Consider the following 25,637-nt stretch of genomic DNA (forward strand, 5'->3'; position numbering starts at 1 on the left):
CCCAAAACCATGCACAAGCCTATCATCCGAGGGGACTGAGGTGGTCAAATTTATCGCGGGCGTTCTGGAGCAACTGGACGTCGCTCTAGAGCACATCTCAAAGGGAGACGTTCACAACGCTCGCTTCAGCCTGATGATGACGGACAATGCGCTTGAGCTGACCCTTCATCGCTTCGCTGGCGACAAACTTGGTGAGCTGAAGGCTTGGGATCGAAAGTGGGACGCCTATCCGCACAAGGATGAGCTGCTGGCAGCGCAGGGCCAACACTTCGATCGGAAGGTCAAGTTCGCCCACACTGAGGGGATGATCTCGACTGAAGACAAGGCGACGGTCCTTAGTCTCCACGGGTTCCGAAACCAGCTTCACCACGCCGGCCTGCATCACGAACAGGTTCTGCCTAGCCTGTCTGCATTCTACCTAGATGTGGTGTGTCGGATCCTCGCTGATTATCGCGTCAGCCACTGGTCTTACGGATCAAAAACAAGTGTCCCGGACAGGGCTCGAAAATACATCTCGACCTCGTCGAAGACCGGCAGACTCATGCCGAACGGCCAGGATTTCAATCGGGGTTGTAGCGAGATCCGAAATCGGCTGGATTTTGACCATGTTGCCATGATCGTCTCGATTGCCGACTATCTCGATGAGATCATCGAGATGTTTGACTACTGTGTGCAAACGGCTGCCGATGGACCATACAACGATTCAAAGGTGAGTCGCGACCAGTCGATCATCAGCGCCCAGGCTTGGAGGGCCATCTTCTCGGATGAAGGCCGAGCGTTCATCAAAAAAAACTTTGTCAGGTCGACGAGCGTGAATAATATGGCAGACTTGGAAACATGGATGGAAGATCACTTCCCCATGAAGGTCCGCTCAGATCCTGTTGCATCGTGGGAGTCCAGAGCAAAGAAGATCCGCTCCGGTCGAAACCCCCATTCAGCTCTGTCTAGCTATCTGAACTTCATGAAGGAAACGGAACCACTTCGCGACATCATGCAGGAGACGGCGGGCCAAGTTGAAGCTGAGATTGATCGGATGATAGACGAACGGCGCGGGCGCTGATCGTCGGATCCTCACGCTCCACGCGCTACGGGTGCTGCTGACGTTGAGACGATTTGATGCTGATGGGGATACGCGTGACACGATGATAGCAAAAAAGATCGACGCTTAGGGTTGTTCAAGGATCAGATTGAGTAAGGTTCGCTGGACTAATCAAAGGGGCTTGCGTCGAAGCGGCATTGTACGCTTCTATCTTGATATTATTGCAACGAGGAAGCGGATTTGCCCTTAGAACTTGGACTTGTCGATGAACTTATTGCTGCAAGAAGAAACCTTCACGGCGGCGGGAGGGGAGCCCCAAGGAGGCTCGAAGACGGAAATCACGAGGGGCGTGCATTGAACCGAGCTTGCGTCGTGATGTTGACCTCCACTTTGCAGGCCTACGTCGGCGATGTGTTCCTTGCATGTTCCGAGAAGGCGTTCGGCCGTCAGATGACCGAAGATGAGCGGACGAACTACGCCAAGACATGGTCGAGATGGGGAAACCCAAGCGACGAAAATATAATCGCTTTATTCAGGCGTCTCGGTATAGACGACGTGTTCAAGGGCCTGTCTTGGCAGGGGCAGTCAACCACAAGCTTGAAGAAGAAACTGAGGACTATCAATCAAGTCAGAAATAAAATTGCTCACGGTCAGGATATCTTGGTTGATGGGCAACCTTATGCGCTCACCCTCAATTCGATACAGGGATGGAAGCGAGTGATGCAGACGTTCGGAGATCGGTTCGAGGTGCATGCTCTATCGAAGATCATCAGGGACTAACTGCTGCCGCCTTGGGACTTAGGCGCTCTAGTCAAGCGCAGACGGGGATTTCGGGCACCCGGGAACCCTGAAGACCATAATGTCTCTGGCGAGCGCGCCGCCTTCAGAAGCATATACATTGTGCCATCGACATTCTTCGATGTTTGGCACCGGCCCGGGCCGGCCAACAAGTTCGAGCGTACCGAGAAATCCGATCCGGACTCGGCCACCTGATAACTGATTGTCTGCGCACGATGATCGGGTATTTTCCAGCTCACTGTAGTTGTAGCTGCCGTGCCGCACAGCCATCAGGCCGCTTGCCGCCCCCTGTACAGGTCGTACCGTACCGAGGGGCGCGATCCTGGCTGAATGTTCGCTTCCACGACTTGGCGAGGTTGTGTTCGCACGTGCAGAGAATGTCGGCTGTCCGCCCCTCGTGTCGAACGACGTGAACGGCCCAGAGCCGACCTTGACTGGTCCGCGGACTGATGTTCGCTTCGCGCCTCCGATGTTTAAAGCAGTTCCATCTTGGTGCGAGGCAACAAGAAGCATCCTGTATGTAAAAGTCTAGGGTAAAGACCCCGCGGGTGGATACTTCCATCCATCTGACTTAGTCATGCCCAACTGGTGCCGGTGCTTTATGTCTGCGATATCGTCAATTTCGAAAAAAGATATTGTAGCTTGAGGCTGACCATGGGTGTGGAAAACTTGACGCTGATAAGCCTCTCCCTTTGGCATGTGCGCATTGCTGCCGCCGTATGCTCCATTGTTCGCGATCAGAACTAGCTGATACATGTGATAGTGCAACGCTTGGGCCATCTGATCGAAGGTGCCGACATCAAGGTTGAGCGCGGGAATTGCAAATACATCTGAGCGCTCTCGAAGATCGCTCGCCAACTTCAAATCCGTTGCATCGTAGCAAATGGAAGCGGTGAGCCACAGCGGATGCTCGGTGGGATTGCTTGACCATTCATAACCTATCAGCCATTGGCACGGCCGGAAGCCTTCAATCAATTTAACAGGCTTGACATATTTTTGCTCCATGGGAGAAAGGTGTTTTTTTCCCTGCCTCCTGATCGCGATCTCCAACCCCATGCCCGGCACCATTCTTGGGATGATCCACAGGGCGGAATTGACCAAAGGCTGCCCGGGAGCCACTTGCTCGTAGGCCATACCTGCCAAAATCGCTGTCTTGTATGCCCGTGCGAATGGCACAAGATGGGTAGCAACATCGTCTGGATGTACTGACAGTTCCGGCAGAATGAGCCAATCGAGACGTTTGTTTGCCGGCTTATGCGTCTCGCGGAGATCTAGCATCTTCTCAACTGCAGCCAAGGCGGTCGATAGATGCCTGCGGTGTTTTCGTCGCAGATTTGAGGAACGCATCTCGAGATCGGTAGCTGAGAAATCTCTGGCCTCAGGCATGATCGATTGGACTACGCAGGCCCGGAGCGGTCGCCCTGTCAACGCGGAGCCAGGAATTGGAGCTTCGACCGGCAACATCAGGGTTCCTGTTGCCGAGCCAATAGCTAGATGGGCTTCGTTTAAGGCAGCACGTACCCGGACAGCCATCTCCTCCAACGAAAACTGGTCGACCTCCTTGTCGCCTTTTCGGCAGCCAGGCCAGATGAGGAGATCAAAGAGTAGATCCTGAGTGAACTGTGAGATTGGCAGCCAATCGTCACCGAAGGCCTCGTGCCCGTTGTAGAACCCGTACTGCCGCTGAAACCAGTGAGCTCTAGTTGGGCGGTAGATGTGCTCAGCTTCCTTCCATGAAGTCGACTTGACGGGAAGGCTAAAGTCGATTCTGGCCGTCAGTATGAACCGTAGGAGAAAACCAAGCTGAAAGCGCCAGGATTGATTTTCCGGAACCCAAGAAGGTGGGGCGTAGATCGAGCGGTACGAAGATGAGACCTGCGCCGATCGAAAAACCACATTCTCAACATGAGCGTAATCGCCAACTGGCCGTACACTTATCTGAGTAGTCGACGGCGTAATGACCTCCGGCACACTCCCCTGTTCGAGGTGTTCGATGAATTTGGCGGCAAAGCTGAGGACGCCTATTTCGTTCCGAAGTGGATTTAGTGGTCCCTTGTCCTGAACAAAGGATTGCAGAGAGTGCATCTCTCCGTTGAAAGTCCATTCTACGACTCCCAAGTCCTCGGCGATGCCCGCCGGAATGTGAGGCTGTAAATCGACGGAGCGCAAGAGATCGCGGGAAAATTCGATGTCGCGTGCCGCAACCTCGGCAAATCTCGCCGTCGTGAGCTTCGGGCCGACTAGTTCTACCGCTCGGTTCCTCGACAGGAAAGACCTTCGGCTCACTACTGCGGATATAGCAAAATCCCTGTTCGATATGTGGTTCAGGTGAGCTCCCTGTAGGAAGGATAACATTTTCCAGTAGGAGCGATTGGTCCGAGGAGCTTCTGGCGACTGAATGGCTTGGGGATCGTGCGCCGCGATGAAGAGGAGTGCTTGCTGCTCTAGATACCAAGGGGCGCGTTCGGCCTTGCCTTGGACCACTCGGATCGCCAACTGGAGGAGCAGCGACCGATATTCAGCGAGGTCGACCAACGCTGGAAGACTCTCGGTATCGCTGACGAAGCCAGTCTCAGTCGCACCTGCTCGAAGTATCTCTGCAAGGCAATAGTAGGCCACCTGTCGATCCCGGACCACTTTGATCTGGCCTGATAGATACGGCTCGAAGAGTTTCAGTACTTCTTCTAACAACTGGCGAGACGGCCAGAGATCTAGCGCGACGCGGAGTGGTCGCACATTTGAAGGGTCGAGTATCCATCGTTCGATGAGGACCAGTGCGAAGGCATGCGCATCATCGTCCAACTCAGATTGAGAGAGTCGGGAGCGCCGGTAGGTTTCTTCACCGAAATCAGTTGGCTCGACTAACGGTCGATCATCAAGGAGTGGTCTTAGTGAGCGGTAGGTCTTTCGAAACCGACCCGCAGCAAAGCGACCGATTGTTTCATCCTTTACATCTGGCACCGCTTTCATGCCCGGTGGAGTTACCGTTTCTCCGGCACCGTTGATGGTCAGCTGTGAACGGACGAGCGCTTCAATCGCCTGGATAACCTCCTCTCCACCACGTGCATCGAACCCGCCAGAGATCGCGGTTTGGATTCGCTCCATTTTTCGGGATTGGCGAATGAGAGGAACCTGCTCGCCACCGACCGATGCTGCTGAAGTCTTTTCTGGGGAGAATTCCAAGCCAGGACAGGCCTCGGCCAGCGTCTCTGAAAGCCAGCCCATTGCCCGCATTTGAGCTTCAACATGATCAATCCCCGGCGCGATTGTGATCGTCAGCCGAATGTCGTCAACGTAGCGACATGCGTCCCGTAGCCACACACCGTTGGCCACCTCATGACCAATTTGTCCAAGGACAGCCCGATCAAAATCAAGCAGCACGACATTTGAAAAGAACCCAGACGATACAAGCCCTTGCGGAAGGGATACTCCCTCAAAATTGGGGATCTCCGCGCCGCGCTTGTATTCGTCGAACTGACGTTCGTCACGTTCTGTCCAAGACCAGTTGAAGACATTAGCTGCTAGGTCAAAGAACGCATCATCATCATCAGGGGTTCGCAGAGCCTGCACCTTCGTATTGAGCAGCTCTGGGGTTACACGATCGTAGAACTGCTTGAGGTCGCTCTGGATGATCAGTGCCTTATCATCACTGCCAAGCGATGCTGCAACCATTTCCGGCCGTTGAAGAAATGCGCGGTAATCTTGGAAGTAGGCTCGGTATAGCTTGGATGAGCCCCAGCGGTGGATGAGGCCACTTCGATCGTCATCTCGGTCACAAAATAGACGGTTACCATATGACATGACCGAAGAGCGCACTGTGGAGGAACTGATATTGGCCGTGGGGTCTCCTTGCGCCGTCTCGACCCTGTCGCCTAGGCAAAGAAGTAAAGCCGTCGCAGTGACCTGATCTGAGAGAGAGACGTGGGCTAGTGGGCGGATTTTCGTCGATCCCCGCTTGACGGGCTTCCAATGCCCTCTGGCGTCAAGATGCCATTGCTGGTTCTTCGGAGCGGGAACAAGCCTTATCTCATCTGTCTCGTATCTGCCGCTGCGTAGTCGCTCGGAGAGGTCGGATATGAACCTTGGAAGGTCCGCAGCAGCTCGATCAAGCTCCAAAGTATCAGAGAACCAATTGTGATATCGAATGTAAGACGAAGCCTTCTTCCAAGCTTGAACCAAAACATACTCTTGAGATGCCAACTCAAGACTCGGAAATAGTCGCTGCACGTTTTCACCTTTTCAGAACTCGTCGCGTTCGACCAAAGCGGGCTGAATGTTCGAACAAGAAATTCTATTCTTAACCCGGCGACACCTTCAAAGATGAACTTTAGCCTCAGACGTCGACGGGAGCATGTTTCTACCAAATTTGACCTTCAGTTTTACCGGGTTAGCTGGAGAAAGCCAGCGTCTGGAGGTCAATGCTGGGATGCTTGTGGTGATCTTGACTGATCGCAAATATCAGCGGTCGCACTGCAGCGACGGAAGCGGACATTCGCCAAATCCGCAGCGAATGTCCACTTTCCGCCCTTCGTGTCGATGCCAGGCTCGCATGGTGGCTCAGAGGGGCTGGGGCCATTCATACGGCGTTTGATGCTCGAATTGACTGTACCTGACCGAAGCTTTGTTGAGCCTCACACAATAATCGCTCCCAATGTAGCAGAGCCGCACAAGGTCGGTTGCCTGTGTCTATTTGAAAATGAGTTAAGTCGCCAAACAGAGCGAACCGCGGGTCGGGGCAACAGCACCACGCTTGGAGCGTGCAGAGTGAAGTCCCCTAGCTGTTCTCCGCCCACTGTTCATCCATGAAAGCTTTTAATTCCGCTTCACTAAGTGTCGCCTCAGTGGTTATCGCTCGCGCACGTTCCTGCACTGATGCAATGCGCCCCATCAGGTTGTCTGGCTGGCTGGCTAACTGGTCATCGGTTTGTGTCGGCTTCGGCACTTGTTTCACCGCCTGCATGATCCGGCGACGCTGCTCTGGTGTGCGGGTCTCCATCGCCGCTTGCGCTAAGCGTCTAGCAGGCGTGAGAAGGCCCACGCCGCTAGCATCGCTCCAAAGGATATCGGAACCAGGAAAATGGTGGTTCCCAATAGGGAAATCTGTATCGTCCCGACCCAACTAAGCCGGGTCACATCTACATCGAAGATTTGGAGATGTAGAAAGCCGGCGAGGTAAAAAGCGCAGACCGTGAATGTCGCTGTTGCTGTCTTTTGAAGTGCGGCATGATGGCGCCGCCTCACTCGCTCCAACGTTGCCATGCGCGTTTGCTGCCATTTTTTGCTCGGCCTTTCCATCGTGCTACTCCCTCAACAATTCAATCCATGTGTGGACGGCGTCCATTTCGATCTCTTTTCCGTCGAGGAGCGACCGATACCAGCGCGCAACGATGGCCCCGCGTTTTTCGCTTTTGATCCGGATGCCCTGTTCCGTAAGGAACCGGTCCAGCGAGGTTTCAAACTCTTCAAGAGCGTCAATGTCATGTTCGACGCGGGCCGCTTTGGTGCCGAGGAGTATCCAGTTCACATCCGATCCAAATTTTTCATGGATCTTGACCAGGGCCTCGATCGGCAGTCCACGTTCGCCCTTTTCATAGCTGTGGTATGCCCGCAGAGAGACGCCGATTTCCTTGGCTAGGTCCGTTTGCGAAAGCCCGAGGTCGCTGCGTGTGATCACGAGCCTGGCTCCGACCCCAACAAACAAATCAGATGTTTCTCGCGCCATAAAGCAGTTTCCGATTGACGTTTGTGCTATATATAGCAAGTATGCACAAAATGACACATTTGCACTTCTTATGGCATCAGAACATGCCAGTTAGTGCGAAGCAAGAGATTACCTTCAACTACATGCCGAGGAGGCGACTTTGGAACAAGAGCGTTTGCTTTCACCCAAGCAGCTTGGCGAGATCGTCGGGCTAAGCCCTGCGCAAATTCGCGCACTTATGAACGCTGGGAAGTTGGAGTTCGTTGAGGTGTCTTCGAAGACGAAGCTCTTGACCATGAGCGGTTGGGAGCGGTTCCGGCGTAGAGCGACCAAAGTCAAAGTGCCTGAGCCTGACTGTTCGGGCGCGACTTCTGATGCGGATTGATGGGGTATACACGAAATGGCCACGACCAATCTCAACATCAGCGTGATAGACAAGCGTATGCTTCGTCAATCTGAGGCAGCGATTTATGCGGGGTTGCCTGTCAAGCACTTCAAGGCAACTTGTCCGGTGCGTCCGGTCGAGCTCAAACAAGGAACGCTCCTCTATGATCGAAGGGACATCGACCAATGGATCGACCAAGTCAAATCCGGTACTGAAGCTGATACGCACGAAAAAATCTTAGGGCGCCTGTAATGACGGTTGTCCGTGTTCGGGGGTTCAAGATTTTCCGGGATCGTCATGGGCAGATGCGCTGTTATCATCGAGAAACCGGGCGCAAAGTCGATCTGCGGAAGGCCCCATTGGGGTCCGCCGAATTTTTCGGAGAATGCGCCCGAATTGCAGCTCATGCAGAAGCTGTAAGAGAGAAGGCACCGCAGCCCGGAACGCTGGATGCACTCATGGCCTCCTACTTTGCAGAAGATCACTTCCTGAGATTGTCGGACGCAAGCAAGCGAGAGTATCGGATGTGTGCCGAGGTGCTCGAGCCCATCAGGGATACCCCCGTGTCAGCCATAGACACACCGTTGCTTGCCGCCATCCACGATAAGCTCGCGAAAAAGCATAGTTGGGACAAGGCGAACCGCGTGCGCAACTTCCTCATCCAGGTGTTCAAATTTTGCATCCCAAAGGGATTGATATCGAAGAATTTCGCCGAAGACGTTATCAAGAAGCCCCGACCAAAGGACGCTCCAGAGGCATATAGGACATGGGCATTCGAAGAGGTGCAAACCGTCCTCGATGCAGCGTCGCCTCAGCTAAGAGCCGCTTTGGCTACGATCTTTTGCACCGGGCAGGATCCGACCGATGCCTTGGAGTTTCGCAAAGATCAGGTGGACGATGGCGTGATTTGGAAAGGCCGCAATAAAACCAATGTCGGTGCGGCAATCCCGATCAGCAACGTCCTCATATCAGAACTGGCGAGGGTGCCTGCGCATGATGCGCCCACACTTCTCGCCAGCTCGAAAGGTACGCCTTGGACCTACGATGGTTTCGCCAGCGCCTGGCAGCGGCTTCGTACAAAGCTCGAACAGGATGGAAGGGTCGCGCCAGGCCTAACTCCGAAGGGGCTGCGGCACACGATGGCGACATGGCTTAGGGAGGCAGGGCAGGACGAACGTGAAATTTCTGATCTGCTGGCTCAGGATTCGAAGGTCATGGGGCTGCATTATTCCAAGAATGCCGCGTTGGCCCGCAAGAACCGGAAGACGATGCAGGTCTGGGAAGAGGAGTACGAACGACGCGCCATGAAGGCGAAAGTGTCAAACCCGCAGAAGAAACTGGCAAACCCTGACGAGAGGAACTAATCGCATGACCAAAAGTAGCTTATTTTTCAGGTATTTAAATGGTGCCCGGGGGCGGAATCGAACCACCGACACGAGGATTTTCAATCCACTGCTCTACCCCTGAGCTACCCGGGCATGGGGAACAAAACCTTCGTTTAACGAACTCTCGTTGAACGTCGTATCGTTCGGGTAGCGGGTTTCTAGTCGGGGGGCGCGGGACTGTCCAGAGGAAAATCGCTCCTTAATGAGGTTTTTTCGTCAGAGCCTCAAACTGTTCGCGCAAAGCGTCTTCCATCGCCTCGGCGATCTCTTCAGGGTTCTCTTCGCGGCCGCTGGGAACGGCGTAGGAGCCGTTCATCCAACGCGCCAAATCCACATCCGCGCAGCGTTTTGAGCAGAAAGGGCGGTATTTTTGCGCCGTGTCTTTGCCGCAGATCGGACAGCTCATCGCAGAACCTCGGCAATCGGCACGCGCTCGCGTTTTTTCTGGATCTCGAAATGCCCGAGCGGGGTCCAGCCGGCCAGCACCGTGTCGTGGCCTTCGGGTTTGAAGGCGGCTTTCAGGCTGTGTTCGAACTGACGCCGGTCTTTCTTGGCCATGGGGGCGAGATCGAGGGTGATTTGCCCCGCAAGGCCGCGCAGGCGCAGCTGTCGCGGCAGATCACGCGCCAGCGCGATATTGGCCTTCAGCCCCGCAGCCGTCGAGAAATCTCCGCCGGTGTTCACGTCAACGGCGACAAGCGCGCGGGTCGGTTCGATGAACATGGACCCTGCGCCCTTAAGCGGCACGCGCGGGTCGAGTGCCGCGTCGATCAGCTCATGGACGCCGTGGTTGTCGAACGCCTCGTCGCTGTCGTCAAAGATGTCAGCCTTGGGCCAATCGCGCCAGGCGACTTCCCAGGCATCCGATCCATCGACCAAAAGCTCCGGCTCGCCCGAAATGTCCGCAAGAACAGCCTCGCAAAGCCCGCGCATGGCGGCGATGTCTTCGGCGATCTCACCGTCGCTGGCGCCCTCACAGGCCGAGCGCAGAATCAGACCCATGGTCTCATCGGCGCCCTCCATGCCATCTGCGGCGAGATCGTGCAGGCGGATGAGTTCTTCGTCTTCCGTGATCTGGCGCGAAATGTTCAGCCCGGGCGCATCCGGCGTGACGATGGCGAATTTCGATTTGAACAGCACCCGCGTGGTGACGGGGACGGCCTTGCCTTCCTCGGCGATATGGGTGACCTGCACCAACATCGGCGCGCCGGGTTTCAACCCCTTGTTGCCGCGCAGATAGGCTTTCTCGCCGTTCGGCAGATCCAAAAGCGCGCCGCCCATGCCTTTGAGGCTACGGCCGCCTTTGGCGCGAAAGATCGCACCGGGGGCCGGGGGGGCATCCTCGCCCGCATCCACGAGAAAATCGTCGAGCTGGCCGTCGCGGAGGAAGGCGGCGGCGCGTTTGCCCTGAACTTCGCCCAAGGCGATAACGGTACCCTTCATGAGTGTGCTCCATAGATCGGATAGCCCGCAGCCATCAACAAATTGGCCGTCTCTGCCACGGGTAGGCCCATGACGGCGGAATAGCTGCCTTGAATCCAGGGGATAAAAGCGCCTGCGGGGCCCTGAATGCCGTAGCCGCCCGCTTTGCCGTGCCAATCATTCGAGGCGAGATAGCTGTTCAGCTCAATGTCGGAGAGGCGTTTCATTTTCACCGTGGTCACCACGTCGGTCTCCCAAACGCGATCGCCATGGGCGATGGCCACGGCGGTGATCACCGTATGACGACGCCCGGACATGGCCAAAAGAAATTCGGCGCATTCCTTTTCATCGACAGGCTTGCCCATGATGCGCCGCCCCAAGGCCACGGTGGTGTCGGCACAAAGCACGACCTCATCGCCCGCCCGCGGTACGGCCAGAACCTTTTCGCGCGCCATGCGAGCGCAATAGGGCCGAGGCAATTCGCCCCTAACCGGGTCCTCATTGATGTCGGGAGAGCGGATGTCGTCGGGGGTAAGGCCCAGCTGCGCCAGAAGTTCCTTCCGGCGCGGGCTGCCTGAACCGAGAATAAGCTTCATAGAAGCCAGAACCGCTCAGCGGAAGCGGTAGTTGATCCGACCCTTGGTCAGATCGTAGGGGGTCATTTCGACTTGCACTTTGTCGCCAGCCAGAACACGGATGCGGTTTTTCCGCATTTTGCCTGCCGTATGCGCGATGATCGTATGGCCGTTTTCCAGCTCGACCAGGAATGTCGCGTTCGGCAGGAGTTCCTTAACGACACCGGGAAATTCGAGCATTTCTTCCTTGGCCATGGTCACTCCATTGTTGTTTCACCCGCCAAATGTACGGGCGCGCTCGTAAATGCGCCTTTAACGGTGCAATTTCAAGGTGGATTTAGACCAATTTCAGCGTTTTGACAGCTTTCTCACCGGTTTCGCTGTCAGTTTCGCTCTCTGGCCAGTGGGTTTTCACGCTGACGGCGCCGGCCCGATGGGTCTCTGCGACCGACTCGGTCAAGGTGTCGAGCACGGCGGTGCTTTGGAAATGCTTGGTGCCCGTGGCGAGGATGCCCGAGGCCGGAAAGCCACCATCGGGGGGCGCGAAAATGCCAGCCTGGCCGAAATTCACATCGACGACCTCGCATTCCGGCACCTCGCCCACGAGAGGCGACATGGCGACGATCATCTGACCTTCGAGCGCACGCGCGCGGCAGCCGATCTCGACCCGCATGGCGCCATGTTCGGTGTCGGTGCAGGAGGGCACCAAGAGGATTTCCGCCCCCGCGTCGGCATAGCGGCGCGACAAGAGCGGGAATTCACTGTCGTAACAGATGAGCGCTGCGACCTTGCCGAAACGTGTGTCAAACAGCGGCGTGGGGGCGCCGGCGGCCATGTCGATGGCGCGCTCATAGGGTGTGGGGGTGCGTTTCTCGACGAAACCTTCGCCTTCGGGGCCGCAAAACAGCGCGCGATTGACGATTTGGTCGCCAGAACGTGCGAACCCGGACCCGCCAAGAATGGTGGCGCCGGTCTCTGCCACCAACGTGCGTATCCCATCGCAATAGGGGGCGAAGTGATCTGCGCCGCGTGTCATCCAACCGCGCGCATCCAAAGAGACATCGCCATAAAACGCGGCCTCCAAAGCTGCGTATTCCGGGAAAACCACCAGAGAATCGCGGTCCGCATCGGCGTCCGCCAAGGCGGCGCGGTAGCGATCTAGCCAATGACCCGGTGTTTGCGCCCAATCGGGTTGCCATGAGAATGCGATCAGTTTCAAAGCGGTTTTCCCCAAAATTGCAGAGACTTATCGGAGCTTGTCGTTTCGTCCACGTCTTTCCAGGCGAAATGCGCGATCACGCCCTCCATCGGCACATACCCCCGTTTGCGCCAGAATGTATCATGACTGCGGGCCCCTGTGGGGCGCAAGGGGTGATTTTCCGGACGGATGACCGAACAAAAGGCCGAATATCTCAGCCCCAAGGCACGGGCATGGGCTTCGCGGGCGTCAAAAAACGCATGCCCCGCACCATGCCCGCGATACTCCGGCAAAAGCACCGATTCTGCGCAATAGAAAACGCTGTCCATCGGCATGTCGACATGGGCAAAGGCGGCGGCGAAGTCTTCGGCATGTTCCGCGAGTGGTGATCCGGTGGCCGCCCCGACAATGCGGTCGCCGTCAAACGCCGCGGCCAGAACGGCGCGGTCATTGCCGACGTAACTCGCCATGTAAGTGCGCTCATATTCGAGCGAGCCGTCATAGAGATAGGGCCACTCGCGGAACACCGTGATCCGCAGTCGCGCCAGATCATCCAGCGCGGCCTCGACTTCGGCGCCTTTCAGGGTGCGAAAGCTCAGCGACATGGTGCGCGCCTCAGGAGACCTGCGCCACCCAGTCCTCGGCGTTGTAATAGACCGAGACGCGGGCGATCTTGCCGTCGCGAATGTCAAAGAATGCACCAGCGGGCAGGTCGTAGGACTGGCCATGGGCCTCCGGATAGCCCTCGGCGGTTTTGAGGTATTTGCCCAGCACGCGGAATTCGGCGGCCGCACGGGTACCCTCGTCATTGGCGAAAAGCACCATCTCGGCCAGCGTTTCCTGATAGGCGGTGTCCATCGTGACCATGAAGGCGGCGAAGGCCTCTTTGCCATGCTCGATGGGGCCTTGGTTGATCCGGTGCTCGATGTCGTCCGTGAGGCAATCGAGCATGGTGGCGTGATCATGGGCCGCGAAAGCGTCGTAATAGCGGGTCAACAGGGCCAGCGTGTCAGCGCGGTTCTGGGTCATGGGAGATCCTTGAAGAGAAGGGACGTTTAAGAGCTGGACGGGCCGAAACGGGCCTGCATCCGGGTGATGATTTGATCGCGGGCCTGACGGTAGGCATCGAGTTTCGCGTCCCGCGTCTCGCCGATGCCGGTCGGGTCCATGATTGGCCAATATTCCACCTCAAGGTGGTAATAGCGTGTCAGTTCAAGCGCTTGGCGCTGAGATGCGGGGGAGAGCGCGATGATCAGATCGTAGGAGGAAATGTCGTCGCCCCAGTCTTTCAGGTCGTCGAAAGACCGCGATTGATGGCGGTGCAACTCGATGCCCAATTCTTCGCAGACCGCGACGGCAAAGCCATCGACATCGAGATCGGAATGCACGCCTGCGGATTGCACATAGACCTGACCGGGGTAGAATTTCTTCATCAAGCCTTCGGCCATGGGCGAGCGCACCGCGTTGTGATCGCAGCAGAACAGAACCGAATGAGGGAACTCTGCCGCCACGCCCTTACCCCCAGTGCAATACGCAAATCAGGGTGAACAACCGGCGCGCCGTGTCGATGTCGACCTCCGCCTTACCTTCGAGCCGCTCCTGCAACACCCGCGCCCCTTCGTTGTGAATGCCGCGCCGGGCCATGTCGATGGCTTCGATCTGTGAGGGCGGCATCTTTTTGACGGCGTCGAAATAGCTTTCGCAAATCTGGAAATAGTCTTTCACAACCTGCCGGAACGGCCCGAGCGAGAGATGAAACTCCGCTGCCTTATCCCCGGCTTCGGTGCTCAGATCGAACACCAGCCGCCGCTCGCGGATCGCCAGCCCAAGCTTGAACGGCCCCTCGGGCACCGCGCGGTCCTCGCGCGCGGGCAGGGTGAAGGAGTTGTCCTCCAACAGATCGAAAATCGCGACTTTTCGTTCCTGTTCGATCTCGGGCGTGGGCGCCGTCAGCCCCGCGTCGTCGATCTCAACGGCGATCAGTTTGCTCATCACACCCTCTTAGTCTTCACCAGCATTCAGCCGTTCCAGCCGCGCGCGCACGGACAGGCCATGCGCCTCAAGGCTTTCGGATTTCGCCAAACGTTCCGCTGCCGGGCCGATGGCCTTGAGCGCTTCAGGGGACATCTTGGCCAATGTCGTGCGTTTGAGGAAGTCCAAAACCGACAGGCCCGACGAGAAACGTGCAGAGCGCGCGGTGGGCAGGACGTGGTTCGGACCGCCCACATAGTCGCCGATGGCTTCGGGCGTCCAGGCGCCCAAGAATATCGCACCGGCGTGTTGGATGTTCGTGGACAGCGCATCCGGGTCCTCGACGCAAAGTTCGAGGTGTTCGGGGGCGAAGCGATCCGACAGCATGGCCGCTTCCTCGAGATCGCGCACGGTGATCACCACACCGAAGTCTTCCCAGCTTTTGGCGGCAATTTTGCGGCGTTCGAGCGTCTCAAGGCGCGCCTCAACAGCCTTCGCGACAGCCGCGCCGAACTCCGCGTCATCGGTGATCAGGATCGACTGTGCACTTTCGTCATGCTCGGCCTGTGACATCAAATCGACGGCGATCCAGTCCGGGTCATTGTGCTTGTCGGCGATGACCAGAATTTCCGACGGCCCAGCGATCATGTCGATGCCGACCTTGCCAAAGACACGGCGTTTGGCGGCGGCGACAAAGGCATTGCCCGGTCCGGTGATCTTGTCCACCGGCGCGATGGTGTCGGTGCCGTAAGCCAGCGCGGCAATCGCTTGCGCGCCGCCGATACGGTAAATCTCGTCGACGCCTGCGATGCGTGCGGCCATGAGCACGAGCGGATTGGCCAGGCCGTCGGGCGTCGGCACGGTGATGGCGAGGCGCTCGACGCCGGCCACTTTGGCGGGGATGGCGTTCATCAAGACAGACGACGGATAAGAGGCGAGTCCACCCGGCACGTAAAGCCCGGCGGCGGAGACCGGCGTCCAGCGCCAGCCCAAGGTGGCGCCGTCCGGGTCGGTCCACATCTGATCATCGGGCATCTGGCGGACGTGATAGGCGCGGATACGTTGCGCCGCGAGTTCCAGCGCGTCGCGCTCTTCCGCAGAGACCTGGGCACAGAGCGCATCAATTTCTGCGTCGGAAAACCGCAGCTTGTCGGCGGTCAACTCCATCCGGTCGAAGCGCGCGGTGAGTTCCAACACCGCAGCATCGCCACGGTCGCGCACGTCCTTGATGATCGCGGCCACGGCGTCGTCGACATCCGGGCTGTCCTCGCGCTTCATGGTCAAAAGCGCGGCAAAGCGGGTCTCGAAATCGGCGTCCGTTGTGGACAGAAAATGGGGCATGTCGGTCTCCTTAAAGTGCACCACTTTTGGCCTGAAAACACAGGCCGGGCAGGGCACAGCGCGCCAGAAGCACGCGTTTGGAGACCGACATAGCGTGGCTTTGTGCGGGCCTCAAGCGTCTCAAGGCCACAGCACGGGCGTTTAACCGCGATAGGTGTCTTTGCGGGACCGCAATTCGAATTGAACGTCGTCCCCTTTGGCCGGGATTGGCGTGGTGGTCACTTTGCACTTCACTTGCTGCCCGATGACGTCAGGATTACTCCCGCTGCCTTTCAGTGTCGTCAGCCAATTGAGGTTGGTGATGATGGATGTGTCGTTCATGAAAACGGCGGTGTCCCGCAAGGCGATGCGTGTGAACTTGCGTGTCGCGGATGGCCCTTTCGTGGTGTATCCCCCGCAGACCGTGAGGTAACCATCGGTGCCGTAGAGGGTCCAGAAAATATGAGCCTCGCCCATTTTTTCCCAATTCCAGACCGAATGCGCATAGTTTTTATCGACCGTGGCGGTGCCGCCATTCTCGGCGGCGTGGATCGGGGCTGCAAATGCAAAGGACATGCCAAAGGCCAACAGGGCGTTACGAATAGGTTTCATGCAATTCTCCAAATAATCGTCGTCGTTTAACGGCTGTATTTGCAAAAGAAACCTTAATGCATCACGGGTAAAGGCCGGTTGGATGAATTAAATTTCGTGCGTCGGGACGTGATGCGACGGTGCCACATAGGGGCGTGTGACATCCTTGAGCGTCGCGTCCAGTGCTTCGACCTCAAGCGCAATCGTGCCGTCGCCGGCCAAGGTGATCTCGACCGTGCCCATGCCGTCCTCTTTGGCGGCAAAACTGATCGACAGTAGCGACAGGATCATGTCCTTGTCGCCCGAGGGCACGCCCGTCGAGCGCGCGGACATCACGTCGTCAAAGAGCAAAACCGCCTGCACACGTTCCACGGGACGGCCCCGGCGTTCGGCGGCCTCGACGTCTTCCCAACGAAAGCGATTGATCAGCAAAGCGAAACGGCGGCGGCCCGTGTCATAGGAAATCTCCCCCATGGGCACGATGGCGTCCTGCACCAGCGCGGAGATCACCGTCAGGTCGTCCGCATCCATCGCCTTCAATGCCAGCGGGCGCTCGCCTCCGTCCTCGAATCTCGCATCTTCGACCATCAGCTTTTGATCCTTTCGACCTGCGCGCCGATGCCCGAGAGCTTGCGCTCGATAAACTCATAGCCGCGGTCGAGGTGATAGACCCGCGAGACCACGGTTTCGCCCTCCGCCGCCAGCCCCGCCAGAATGAGCGAAACAGAGGCGCGCAGATCGGTCGCCATCACCGGTGCGCCTTTGAGTTTGTCGACGCCATGCACCGTCGCGTGACCGCCATGGACCTCGATATTCGCGCCCATGCGAATGAGCTCCGGCGCGTGCATGAAGCGGTTTTCGAAAATGGTTTCTTCCAAGACCGATGTGCCCTCGGCGGTGCACAGAAGGGCCATCATCTGGGCTTGAAGATCGGTGGGAAAACCGGGGAAGGGTTCGGTGGTCACATCGACGGCTTTCACCCGGCCGTTTTTGCGCGACACGGTCAGGCCGCGCTCGTTTTCCTCAACGGAAACCCCCGCCAGTTCGAGTTTTTCAACAAAGCTTTCGACCAGCGACAGCTTGCCGCCGAGACAGGTCACTTCACCGCCACAGATCGCGGGCGCCAACATAAATGTGCCAAGCTCGATCCGATCTGTGACCACCGGATGCGTCGCGCCATGCAGGCGATCGACGCCTTGGATTTCGATCCGCGAGGTGCCAGCGCCCTCGATCTGGGCGCCCATTTTATTGAGGCAGTCGGCCAGATCGACGATCTCTGGTTCGCGCGCGGCGTTTTCGAGAACCGAGGTGCCCTTGGCCAGCGAGGCCGCCATCAGGAAGTTCTCCGTCGCACCCACAGAGGGGAAGCGCATTTTGTGCACGGCGCCCTTGAGGCGACCGCCTTTGACCTTGGCGTGCAGGTAGCCGTCTTTCAATTCGATCTCTGCGCCCAGGGCCTCAAGCGCCGTGGTGTGCAAATCCATCGGACGCGCACCGATGGCGCAGCCGCCCGGCAGAGAGACGACCGCATGGCCGAGACGCGCGAGGAGAGGGCCGAGCACCAGGTTCGAGGCGCGCATTTTGCGCACAATTTCATAATCCGCGACCGGGTTGATCTCGCCGTGACAGGACATGGCCTGCACCTTGCCCTCTTGCAGCGCGGTCACCTCGGCGCCCAGAGAGGCCAGAAGCGCGGTCATCGTCTTGATGTCCGACAGGCGCGGCGCGTTGGTCAGCGTCAGCGGCTCGTCCGACAAAAGCGTCGCGGGCATCAACGCGAGACAGGCGTTTTTCGCCCCCGCAATCTCGATGTCACCGTTCAGGGGCCCATTGCCCCGCACCAGAATAGAATCCATGCTCTTGCCTTACTCGTCCTTGCCGTCGTCGCTCTCATCGGAAGCATTTCGCGCACGCGCCTGCGCTTTGCGTCGCTGAAGGTTGGCCTTCAGCGCGGCTTTCAAACGCTCATCCCGGCTTTTCGGCGCGGGTTTCGCAGGTTTCCGTGAGGGATCGGTCTTGTTGTCCATGGTCTCCCATGTAGCCAATGCCGTTTGCCTCGTCCAGTGTTGGTAGGGAAGGTCGCCGGGGGCGACGCGGGAAAGTGAAACGCTGCGACCCGCAGTCGTTGTGAAATCGGCGTGGAAGATCCGGGAGGACATCAGAAGACAAATGCTCACTGCGAAATTTATCCTTGCCTTCGCAAGCCCTGCGCGGGTCCTCCACGCAGGTTCCATGACAGACACTGAGGACAACAAAGACGTTCATAGGGCGTGGCTAACTGTCTTCTCGGATCAGCTGAACCGTGCCGATCTAAGTCGAGCGACCGGGTTTCCAGAGCCGATTGCGAATGCGTTAGGGTTCGTCCCAAAAGGCTTAGGTCTTTCCTTGCACAGTGATCGGTTTGTAGAGCCAACATGCGACATGAACCTGCATCTTCCTTGGCTCATGTCTGAAATCCGAAAGAACGAGAAGCTTTGCGCATTCCTCAAAACTCCGCATGCTTGGGCGATGTTGTTTCTCTACCTCACCACGCGCGACGTTGCGGCCTACGCTGGCATCTCACCAGAAATACTTCAATTCATCTCCGAACTTGGCTGCGCGTTGCAGATCAAGATGGAGATGGCATCCTAATTCAAAACAGTATTCCATGCGCTTTGCGCGATTATCGAAGAGGACGGGCAAATGACCAATAAGGGGACTGCTTTTCGCACGATCATCGAGAGCACGTCACTTGACGAAAGAGCAATGCTTGTAACCGCCCTGAGGGATTACAAGGACTGTCTTGAGCCTTGGACGCAGGAGCGTAAAGCTGAATTTGACGGTGCAATTGCGCAGGCGCTTAAAGATAGTGACCAAGAGGATATGCTGACGGTCTTGGTGGACGAAGTCATTGCGGGGTACTTTCTCCTCAAGGACACCCCAGGGCAGGTCGCTTTTGCAGACTTCCTCAAAGAGAAGTTACCCAGCGCTCTCTTCGAAAAGCTCCGGACTGCGGTCGCAGAGGATACCGAAACACGTTTGAATCACATTTGGCAGAACGCCAAACATGATCGGGACGTTTCCGAGGAAGAGAGAGCCTTGGTCCATGACATGTTCTGGGAAGACTTTGAGGGTCAGTTTCACTACGGGGTATACGCCTATGCCTTATTGTTCGACTGTGACGATAAGGGGCTGCAACGCTATCGAACTGCTTTTGAGTATTTTCGCGAGAATGACGTTTTCGATGAGAGAGCGGCAGCCGTGATCACGGCGGTCTGTAATTACTGGCATTCCGCGAGTTATCTGGAACCGGAGCTCAGAGCCGTTCTGAAAGAATGGCCTATGGAAGAAGAACCGACTGTTTGTATTGCTGCGATGAGTTATTTTGCTGGTTTGACCTTTGAGACAAAGTCGCAAGAGAGATTGGAGTACCTGAAAGCAATCGCGTTTGAACGGTTTGATGATGCTGAATGGTCTGAAGTCGATCTCTTGAAAGAAGCGGTGATTGACGCGTGTTATGGCATACGTGCTTGGCGCAGAGACTTACTCAAAATGATCCACACCAAGGAAGACCTGCTCCGCTTCGAGTTTCAGTAGGTCGATGTTCCAAGGGCGGTGGAGTGCTCGCTGTGATTTCCTGATCCCGCCATAGACGGCGTGATGTGATTGCCGCCAAAGATCGCACCTGAAAAAGAAACTTTGCCCGGATGGAAATTTTTATCGAAAATACGCTTGCGCACCGATGCGATCACGTCTAATTAGCCGCCCACGGCGACGGTGACTTAGCGCACTTGACGCACCCCGGCGCTGCTGTAGCTCAGAGGTAGAGCACTCCCTTGGTAAGGGAGAGGTCGAGAGTTCAATTCTCTCCAGCAGCACCATTTTTAATTGGCCTAACGCGCGGAGCGCTACTTGAGGCCAGTTCCGGTTTGAGAATTCTCGTCTTACCTGCACCATCTCCATTAGATTTACACATGCATCGCATGAACTGACCCTGTCCTGAGGTTCAGCGCGTTCCTAGGATGTCCTGCATGTGATGGTAGGTGTTGGTCTAAGGTCTGGGCTTGAGGGGGGCATGGCCACACGACCGCTTTGGCTGATGAGCGGCGCTGCTCGAAGGGCCGTCGATGTCGCGCAAATCTGAAATGTCGCGCTCATCTGACAAGTGTCGCTTTAAATGGAAAAGACTTCGCGAGGGAACGCGAAGTCGTCATATCTATCCGATGTGGAAGCGGGCCGTCTCAGGCGAGGGCGTGTTCGTCCTGTTGCGCTTCAAGGTCGTGATGCTGTGCCGAGGCGCGGTGCGCATAGACCAGGACGGAGGCTGCCAGAAGGGTTGCCGAGCCAATGATCGGGAACAGGATCAAACCGGACCAAAGCGGCAAGCCCACCATTCCAATTCCCACAGAGGTTGCGACCGTGGCGGTGAGGAAAGAGAGAAGAAGCAATCCGGCAATCATGTTCATTCCTTTCGGGCGTGTCTTTTTCAGACGGTTTGGGCTCAGACGGTTTGGGTTCGGTGTGAGTTCTCTGATCCGTGAGGCTATTGGAACGTCTGAAGTCACGCTATGCAGCAATCTGGGCACAATCGTGGCCAACAAACGTTGAAATTCGATTAATCGCGGCGGGTTTTCGAAAAAGTTTACGCAACGCCTACCGTTAAATATGCGCAAAGCCCCGTGAGGGGCTTTGACATAGGTTAAGAATGCGGTGCGAAGACCTTGCTCAAGCGGCCCATTCCCAGGGATTGGTGAATTGCCCCAGAACATGGTTCACCTGATCTGATTCTGGTTTTGCCTCAGATGCGATTTGTGCGACGAGGCCGCGTTTCTTGTCGTCGATCACGCTGACCACCCGCGCCTCAAGTCCGGCTTTTTCCAGCGCCGCATTATAAATGCGCGTGATCGCACGCTTGCGCAGGTCCGGTTTGAACACCTTGCCGACGGCGGTCTTCGGCAGCTCGTCGAGAATCTCGATATATTTCGGGATCGCGGCACGTTCGTGGATGTGGATTTTGGCGTAGTCCATCAGCTCGTCAGAGGTGACCGAGGCGCCTTCGACCAGTTCGACATAGGCACAGGGCAACTCACCCGCATGGGCATCCGGCTGGCCGATTGCACCCGCCATGGCGATGGCATCATGCCCCGCAAGCGCTTCTTCGATCTCGGCGGGGTCGATGTTGTGACCGCCGCGAATGATCAGGTCCTTGGCGCGGCCCGTGATCCAGAGATAGCCGTCTTCATCAATGCGCCCCAAGTCCCCCGTGCGTAGATAGACGTCATGGTGGAAGAGGTCGTGATTCTTGTCCTTTTCCGTATAGGTCGACCCGGCAAACACGCCGGGACTGTCGATACAAATCTCGCCGACCTCATCGACACCGCATTCCACCGTACCCTCGCCCGTGTGACGCAGGATTTTCACGTCTGTATGCGGGAAGGGAATGCCGACGGAGCCGATCTTCTTGATTCCCCCCACCGGATTGACGGAGACGAGACAGGTCGCCTCGGTCAGCCCATAGCCTTCGACGACTTCGACGCCAGCGGCCTCTTCGAAGCGTTTGTAAAGCTCGACGGGCAGAGGGGCGGAACCGGAGAAGGCCATTTTCACGGACGAAATATCGGCGTCCACCTTGCGCTGCATGAGGACAGACACGGCGGTCGGCACGGTGATGATAAAGGAGATTTTCCAGCGCTCACAGAGCTTCCAGAAATTGTCGAACACACCTTCGCCACGATAGCCCGCGGGCGTGGGGTAAACCCCATGCGCGCCGGAGGCCAATTGGCTCATCACGATCACCTGACAGGCGAAGACGTGGAACAGCGGCAGCGGGCACATGATGTTGTCGTCTTCGGTGAACAACAGGCGCGATCCGATCCAGCCGTTGTAGATCATGCCGGAATATTTGTGCTGGGCGACCTTGGGCATGCCGGTTGTGCCGCCGGTGTGGAAATAGGCGGCGACGCGGTCCCCGGTCGAATCCGCAAACGTCAGTCGGTCGGCGGGGTGTTTCGCCAGCTCCGTGTTAAAATCGAGCATATCGGCGTGATGCGCCCGCGCGTCCTCGTTTTTCGGACGAATGAAGGGCACGATCCATTTCTTCGGCGGCGTCAGGTAATGCAACAGGTCGACTTCGAGCACCGTGTTCACATGCGGCGCGTGACGCACCGCTTCGGCGACCTTTTGCGCCACATCCGTCTTCGGGAAGCTTTTCAGCGTCACCACGACTTTTGCGTTTGTCTCGCGCAGGATGGCAGCGATTTGTTCGGGTTCCAGAAGCGGGTTGATCGGGTTCACGATCCCCGCGATCATGCCGCCGAGAAAGGTCAGGACCGTCTCATTTGCGTTGGGCATGATATAGGCAACGACATCCTCTTCGCCGACACCGAGCGCGCGGAACATATTGGCGGCCTGAGTGGATTGGGCCAGCGTTTCGCGCCAGGTCATCGTCTCCGCTTTGTCCTTCGGACCTGACGTGATCTGATAGGAAAAGGCCGGGCGATCCGGGAAGGCCGTGGCGGTTTTCACCAGCCGTTCGTAGATTGTGGTGGGCACATCACGGGCCTCCCACGGCATTTCGGCCTCGATCAGATTGCGCGCGTTGAGCGAACTGAAATCGGATGGCATCGCGTCCTCCCCTTTTATCCTTATCGAAGCGCCCATTGTGCCGGGGCCTCGTCTCCTCGCAAGCATGATGCGGACAAAGCGTCCCCCGTGCAAGAGACCGCATTCGCCCTGCAACGCAGCGTCATATTGTGTGGGCGTCACCCCGACGCGACGTCACCTTTTCGATCCTGTACCTGCGGACAGTGGACGTTAGGTCGCAGTCTGACTAGGGTGCGCTGACTTACGCATACGGCAGGAGAGCGGCGAGATGAAAGAGGTAGTGGTCAGTGGCACGGGTGTTTTTACCCCTCCCTATTCGATTTCCAACGATGAGCTGGTGGTGGCCTTCAACGCCTATGTCGATCTCTACAATGCCGACCATGCCGACGCGATTGCGGCGGGGACGGTGGAGGCGAAATCCTACTCCTCTTCCGAGTTCATCTTTGCCGCTTCGGGCATCGAGAGCCGTTATGTGATGGAAAAGGACGGCATTCTGGATCCGACCCGCATGTGCCCGCGCTATGCGCCGCGCTCGGATGAGGAGCCGTCCCTGATGGCGGAGATGGCCGTCGATGCGGCGACGCAGGCGCTGGCTGCGGGGGGTGTCGAGGCCTCTGATGTCGATCTGATCCTTTGTGCGGCCTCCAATATGGAGCGCCCTTACCCGGCGATGGCCGTGGAGATTCAGGCGCTTTTGGGCGCGGGCGGCTTTGCTTTCGACATGAATGTCGCTTGCTCCTCGGCCACCTTCGGCATCCAGACGGCGGTGGACATGATCCGCGCAGGCTCGATCAAACGCGCGCTGGTTCTGTGCCCGGAGTTGCCCTCCGGCCACCTCGAATGGCGCGACCGGGATTGTCATTTCATCTTTGGCGATGTGGCGACCGCCGTGCTGTTGGAGGCCTCCGACGTGGCCACCAAGCCGCAGTTCAAAGTGCTCTCCACCCGCTGCGCCACGCAGTTTTCCAACAACATCCGCAACAACAACGGCTTCCTGCGCCGCGCGCACGACCAAATGGACGACCGCCGCGACATGCAGTTCATGCAGAACGGACGCAAGGTGTTCAAAGAGGTGCTGCCCTTGGTCTCGCATCACATCGCGCAGCATATGGATGAGGAGGGGCAAGACCCGACCACGCTCAAACGCATGTGGCTGCATCAGGCGAACAAGTCGATGAACGATTATATCGGCAAAAAGGTCCTGGGCCGCACGCCGGAGCCGGAAGAGCAGCCGAACATCCTGCAAGACTACGCCAACACCTCGTCGGCCGGTTCGATCATCGCCTTTGCCCGGCATCATGACGGGATGGATGCGGGCGATCTGGGGCTGATCTGTTCTTTCGGGGCGGGTTACTCCGTGGGGTCTGTGGTGGTCGAAAAGCTCTGAGCGGTCACGCTTTCCAACTCCGCTTTCTCACTTTCAAGCGGCAAGGCTGCGCGCGCATACTCCAGTGCGCGTTTCGCCATGTCTTGCGCGGCATCCGCCAGCGCTGCGTCTTTCGCCTCGGAGAGGGCCAATAGGCTATGGCGCAGGGTGCGGGTCACTTCGATCTGCCCGGCACCGTCACGGGCGGTGGCGGCGAAGGCGGCGTCGATCAGGGCCTGTGATGAGGGCGGCGGGCAGAAGACACGCGGCGCGCGGGTGGTCTGGGTGACCTCGATCTGGGTCGTGTCCCAGAACAGCGCCGTCAAACGACCGATCGCGTCGATCGCCGTGCCGGGATCGTTGACGCCGGGAGACAGCGCTTTTGAGGAAATCTCCGACAATGTGGTGAGGCTGAATTCCGCGTCGACCTCATGGGTGCGGGTTTTGCCGATGACGAAAGCGCGGGCCATCGGCCCCATGTCGGCCTCGGGCGACAGGCCAGAGACCTGCGCCAAAAGCGTGCCTTCCAAAACGAATTGTCCCGGGCGTTGCAGCACATAGATCAATCCGGTCTCGCCCGCGCAGTCATTGAGCGCGGGGGTGTCGACGAATTGGATATAGCCGGTTTTTGGCGCCCGAAGCGGTCGCGTGTCCTCCGGCAGAACGGTTTCTGGCGTCAGAAGATTGGCGCCCAGGGCGGGCTCTTTGCTGAGCGCGGTGAGGCTGCGTCTGGCTTCCCGTTCGGCCAGATCGAGACTGTTGTCTATCGTTCCAAGTTCGCTCAGATGTTTGATCCAGCGCAGCATGGCGACGATGATGATGACCACGGCGAGGATGGTGATCGCCATGACGACAATGGCCTCGTCATCGCCATAAAGATGGGTGCGAAACAGGATGATCGAACTGAGCGCGAAAATGAAGGCGCCGATGAAGGCGGCGAGCACCGATTGCGTCGTCGTGTCCTGAAGCAGCAGACGGTGGATGCGCGGCGTCGCGGTGTTGGCCGCCGAACTATGCGCGCCGACCATGACATTGAGGGTAAAGGTGGAAACCGCCAGCATCGAGGAGGCCAGAATGGTCAGGACCGGCATCACGGCGGCGGTGTCGATCCTCTGGCTCAACTCCTCGGGCATATAGTTGCGCAGCACCAGGGTGATCAAAGAGACCAGGAGAGACAGAAGCGCATAGAGCGTCACGCGCAGCCAGAGCGCATGATAATAGCGTCGAAAGAACAACAGGGGTTTTCTGAGAAGATCGAACATCACGACGCCTTGATTTGGAACAGGGCCCCGGATGCCCTCGTC

28 protein-coding genes and 2 tRNA genes are annotated in these 25,637 nt (G+C 57.6%); 8 read left to right on the forward strand and 22 right to left on the reverse strand.

The window, feature by feature from the left end:
- Nucleotides 1-40 precede the first annotated feature (40 nt).
- On the forward strand, nucleotides 41-1,060 hold the full coding sequence (locus HCZ23_RS14830; protein ID WP_167602518.1) for a hypothetical protein: 1,020 nt from the start codon (nucleotides 41-43) through the stop codon (nucleotides 1,058-1,060).
- A gap of 219 nt (nucleotides 1,061-1,279) precedes the next feature.
- The gene (locus HCZ23_RS14835) at nucleotides 1,280-1,819 is read left to right on the forward strand and encodes a HEPN domain-containing protein (protein WP_167602519.1); all 540 of its coding nucleotides are present in this window, start codon (nucleotides 1,280-1,282) and stop codon (nucleotides 1,817-1,819) included.
- 546 nt (nucleotides 1,820-2,365) lie between these two features.
- Here the strand turns inward: HCZ23_RS14835 and HCZ23_RS14840 are convergent.
- The 3 genes from HCZ23_RS14840 to HCZ23_RS14850 form a co-directional block, all read right to left on the reverse strand.
- The gene (locus tag HCZ23_RS14840; protein WP_167602520.1) at nucleotides 2,366-5,509 is read right to left on the reverse strand and encodes an RNA-directed DNA polymerase; all 3,144 of its coding nucleotides are present in this window, start codon (nucleotides 5,507-5,509) and stop codon (nucleotides 2,366-2,368) included.
- A gap of 1,102 nt (nucleotides 5,510-6,611) precedes the next feature.
- Nucleotides 6,612-6,833, reverse strand: coding sequence for a hypothetical protein (locus HCZ23_RS14845; protein WP_167602521.1), 222 nt, complete (start codon nucleotides 6,831-6,833; stop codon nucleotides 6,612-6,614).
- Nucleotides 6,834-7,136: 303 nt separating this feature from the next.
- Nucleotides 7,137-7,559 carry a helix-turn-helix domain-containing protein gene (locus tag HCZ23_RS14850; RefSeq protein ID WP_167602522.1) on the reverse strand — a complete coding sequence of 141 codons (423 nt, stop codon included), beginning with the start codon at nucleotides 7,557-7,559 and terminating at the stop codon, nucleotides 7,137-7,139.
- A gap of 379 nt (nucleotides 7,560-7,938) precedes the next feature.
- Here HCZ23_RS14850 and HCZ23_RS14855 point away from each other — a divergent pair, with 379 nt between their 5' ends.
- Together HCZ23_RS14855 and HCZ23_RS14860 are read left to right on the forward strand one after the other, a co-directional pair.
- A complete protein-coding gene (locus HCZ23_RS14855) occupies nucleotides 7,939-8,175 on the forward strand; it encodes a hypothetical protein (RefSeq protein ID WP_089962752.1) in 237 nt (78 codons plus the stop codon).
- Entirely contained in the window at nucleotides 8,175-9,287 is a 1,113-nt protein-coding gene (locus HCZ23_RS14860) for a tyrosine-type recombinase/integrase (protein WP_167602523.1), read from the forward strand. Before HCZ23_RS14855 ends, HCZ23_RS14860 begins: the two co-directional genes overlap by 1 nt.
- Before the next feature lie 39 nt (nucleotides 9,288-9,326).
- Here HCZ23_RS14860 and HCZ23_RS14865 read toward each other — a convergent pair.
- The 15 genes from HCZ23_RS14865 to HCZ23_RS14935 all read right to left on the reverse strand — a co-directional run bounded on the left by HCZ23_RS14865 (nucleotide 9,327) and on the right by HCZ23_RS14935 (nucleotide 18,412).
- Nucleotides 9,327-9,401: transfer RNA gene (locus tag HCZ23_RS14865), tRNA-Phe, on the reverse strand.
- A gap of 106 nt (nucleotides 9,402-9,507) precedes the next feature.
- On the reverse strand, nucleotides 9,508-9,714 hold the full coding sequence (locus tag HCZ23_RS14870; RefSeq protein WP_167602524.1) for a DNA gyrase inhibitor YacG: 207 nt from the start codon (nucleotides 9,712-9,714) through the stop codon (nucleotides 9,508-9,510).
- Nucleotides 9,711-10,751 (reverse strand): ribonuclease E/G, encoded by a 1,041-nt coding sequence (locus tag HCZ23_RS14875; protein WP_167602525.1) that lies wholly within the window; start codon nucleotides 10,749-10,751, stop codon nucleotides 9,711-9,713. Before HCZ23_RS14875 ends, HCZ23_RS14870 begins: the two co-directional genes overlap by 4 nt.
- Nucleotides 10,748-11,326, reverse strand: a complete 579-nt coding sequence (locus tag HCZ23_RS14880; RefSeq protein ID WP_167602526.1) for a nucleoside triphosphate pyrophosphatase — start codon at nucleotides 11,324-11,326, stop codon at nucleotides 10,748-10,750. Before HCZ23_RS14880 ends, HCZ23_RS14875 begins: the two co-directional genes overlap by 4 nt.
- A 15-nt stretch (nucleotides 11,327-11,341) precedes the next feature.
- On the reverse strand, nucleotides 11,342-11,560 hold the full coding sequence (gene infA / locus HCZ23_RS14885; protein ID WP_009573923.1) for a translation initiation factor IF-1: 219 nt from the start codon (nucleotides 11,558-11,560) through the stop codon (nucleotides 11,342-11,344).
- An 82-nt stretch (nucleotides 11,561-11,642) separates the two neighbouring features.
- A complete protein-coding gene (locus tag HCZ23_RS14890) occupies nucleotides 11,643-12,524 on the reverse strand; it encodes a nitrilase-related carbon-nitrogen hydrolase (RefSeq protein ID WP_167602527.1) in 882 nt (293 codons plus the stop codon).
- Nucleotides 12,521-13,108 carry a GNAT family N-acetyltransferase gene (locus HCZ23_RS14895; protein WP_167602528.1) on the reverse strand — a complete coding sequence of 196 codons (588 nt, stop codon included), beginning with the start codon at nucleotides 13,106-13,108 and terminating at the stop codon, nucleotides 12,521-12,523. Before HCZ23_RS14895 ends, HCZ23_RS14890 begins: the two co-directional genes overlap by 4 nt.
- A 10-nt stretch (nucleotides 13,109-13,118) precedes the next feature.
- Complete coding sequence (locus tag HCZ23_RS14900; RefSeq protein ID WP_167602529.1) at nucleotides 13,119-13,532, reverse strand: ketosteroid isomerase-related protein; 414 nt, start codon at nucleotides 13,530-13,532, stop codon at nucleotides 13,119-13,121.
- A gap of 26 nt (nucleotides 13,533-13,558) precedes the next feature.
- Entirely contained in the window at nucleotides 13,559-14,014 is a 456-nt protein-coding gene (locus HCZ23_RS14905) for a low molecular weight phosphatase family protein (protein WP_167602530.1), read from the reverse strand.
- Nucleotides 14,015-14,018: 4 nt separating this feature from the next.
- Nucleotides 14,019-14,495, reverse strand: a complete 477-nt coding sequence (locus HCZ23_RS14910; RefSeq protein ID WP_167602531.1) for a UPF0262 family protein — start codon at nucleotides 14,493-14,495, stop codon at nucleotides 14,019-14,021.
- A gap of 9 nt (nucleotides 14,496-14,504) precedes the next feature.
- Entirely contained in the window at nucleotides 14,505-15,815 is a 1,311-nt protein-coding gene (hisD, locus tag HCZ23_RS14915) for a histidinol dehydrogenase (protein ID WP_167602532.1), read from the reverse strand.
- Nucleotides 15,816-15,956: 141 nt separating this feature from the next.
- Nucleotides 15,957-16,406, reverse strand: a complete 450-nt coding sequence (locus HCZ23_RS14920) for a hypothetical protein (RefSeq protein ID WP_167602533.1) — start codon at nucleotides 16,404-16,406, stop codon at nucleotides 15,957-15,959.
- Nucleotides 16,407-16,493: 87 nt separating this feature from the next.
- Entirely contained in the window at nucleotides 16,494-16,973 is a 480-nt protein-coding gene (locus HCZ23_RS14925) for a DUF2948 family protein (protein ID WP_167602534.1), read from the reverse strand.
- A complete protein-coding gene (gene murA, locus HCZ23_RS14930) occupies nucleotides 16,973-18,241 on the reverse strand; it encodes a UDP-N-acetylglucosamine 1-carboxyvinyltransferase (protein ID WP_167602535.1) in 1,269 nt (422 codons plus the stop codon). The genes HCZ23_RS14925 and murA overlap by 1 nt, the downstream gene beginning before the upstream one ends.
- A 9-nt stretch (nucleotides 18,242-18,250) precedes the next feature.
- Entirely contained in the window at nucleotides 18,251-18,412 is a 162-nt protein-coding gene (locus HCZ23_RS14935) for a hypothetical protein (RefSeq protein ID WP_167602536.1), read from the reverse strand.
- A 205-nt stretch (nucleotides 18,413-18,617) separates the two neighbouring features.
- Between HCZ23_RS14935 and HCZ23_RS14940 the strand changes: the two genes are divergently transcribed.
- Complete coding sequence (locus tag HCZ23_RS14940; RefSeq protein WP_167602537.1) at nucleotides 18,618-19,016, forward strand: hypothetical protein; 399 nt, start codon at nucleotides 18,618-18,620, stop codon at nucleotides 19,014-19,016.
- Between the two features lie 51 nt (nucleotides 19,017-19,067).
- A complete protein-coding gene (locus HCZ23_RS14945) occupies nucleotides 19,068-19,961 on the forward strand; it encodes a hypothetical protein (protein WP_167602538.1) in 894 nt (297 codons plus the stop codon).
- Here the strand turns inward: HCZ23_RS14945 and HCZ23_RS14950 are convergent.
- Nucleotides 19,955-20,104, reverse strand: coding sequence for a hypothetical protein (locus HCZ23_RS14950; protein WP_217703216.1), 150 nt, complete (start codon nucleotides 20,102-20,104; stop codon nucleotides 19,955-19,957). The two genes, HCZ23_RS14945 and HCZ23_RS14950, sit on opposite strands and share 7 nt — an antisense overlap.
- A gap of 66 nt (nucleotides 20,105-20,170) precedes the next feature.
- Between HCZ23_RS14950 and HCZ23_RS14955 the strand changes: the two genes are divergently transcribed.
- Nucleotides 20,171-20,245 (forward strand) — tRNA-Thr (locus tag HCZ23_RS14955).
- Between the two features lie 360 nt (nucleotides 20,246-20,605).
- On the opposite strand, the gene HCZ23_RS14960 is transcribed toward HCZ23_RS14955, so the two are convergent.
- A complete protein-coding gene (locus tag HCZ23_RS14960) occupies nucleotides 20,606-20,824 on the reverse strand; it encodes a hypothetical protein (RefSeq protein ID WP_167602540.1) in 219 nt (72 codons plus the stop codon).
- A 265-nt stretch (nucleotides 20,825-21,089) separates the two neighbouring features.
- Nucleotides 21,090-22,988 (reverse strand): acyl-CoA synthetase, encoded by a 1,899-nt coding sequence (locus tag HCZ23_RS14965; protein ID WP_167602541.1) that lies wholly within the window; start codon nucleotides 22,986-22,988, stop codon nucleotides 21,090-21,092.
- A gap of 247 nt (nucleotides 22,989-23,235) precedes the next feature.
- On the opposite strand from HCZ23_RS14965, the gene HCZ23_RS14970 reads away from it, so the two are divergent.
- Nucleotides 23,236-24,354 (forward strand): beta-ketoacyl-ACP synthase III, encoded by a 1,119-nt coding sequence (locus HCZ23_RS14970; protein ID WP_167602542.1) that lies wholly within the window; start codon nucleotides 23,236-23,238, stop codon nucleotides 24,352-24,354.
- Here the strand turns inward: HCZ23_RS14970 and HCZ23_RS14975 are convergent.
- Complete coding sequence (locus HCZ23_RS14975; protein WP_167602543.1) at nucleotides 24,318-25,595, reverse strand: DUF2254 domain-containing protein; 1,278 nt, start codon at nucleotides 25,593-25,595, stop codon at nucleotides 24,318-24,320. The genes HCZ23_RS14970 and HCZ23_RS14975 overlap by 37 nt on opposite strands.
- Between the last annotated feature and the right edge of the window lie 42 nt (nucleotides 25,596-25,637).

The organism is Celeribacter sp. HF31, from assembly GCF_011806455.1.
Classification (GTDB): Bacteria; Pseudomonadota; Alphaproteobacteria; order Rhodobacterales; family Rhodobacteraceae; genus Celeribacter.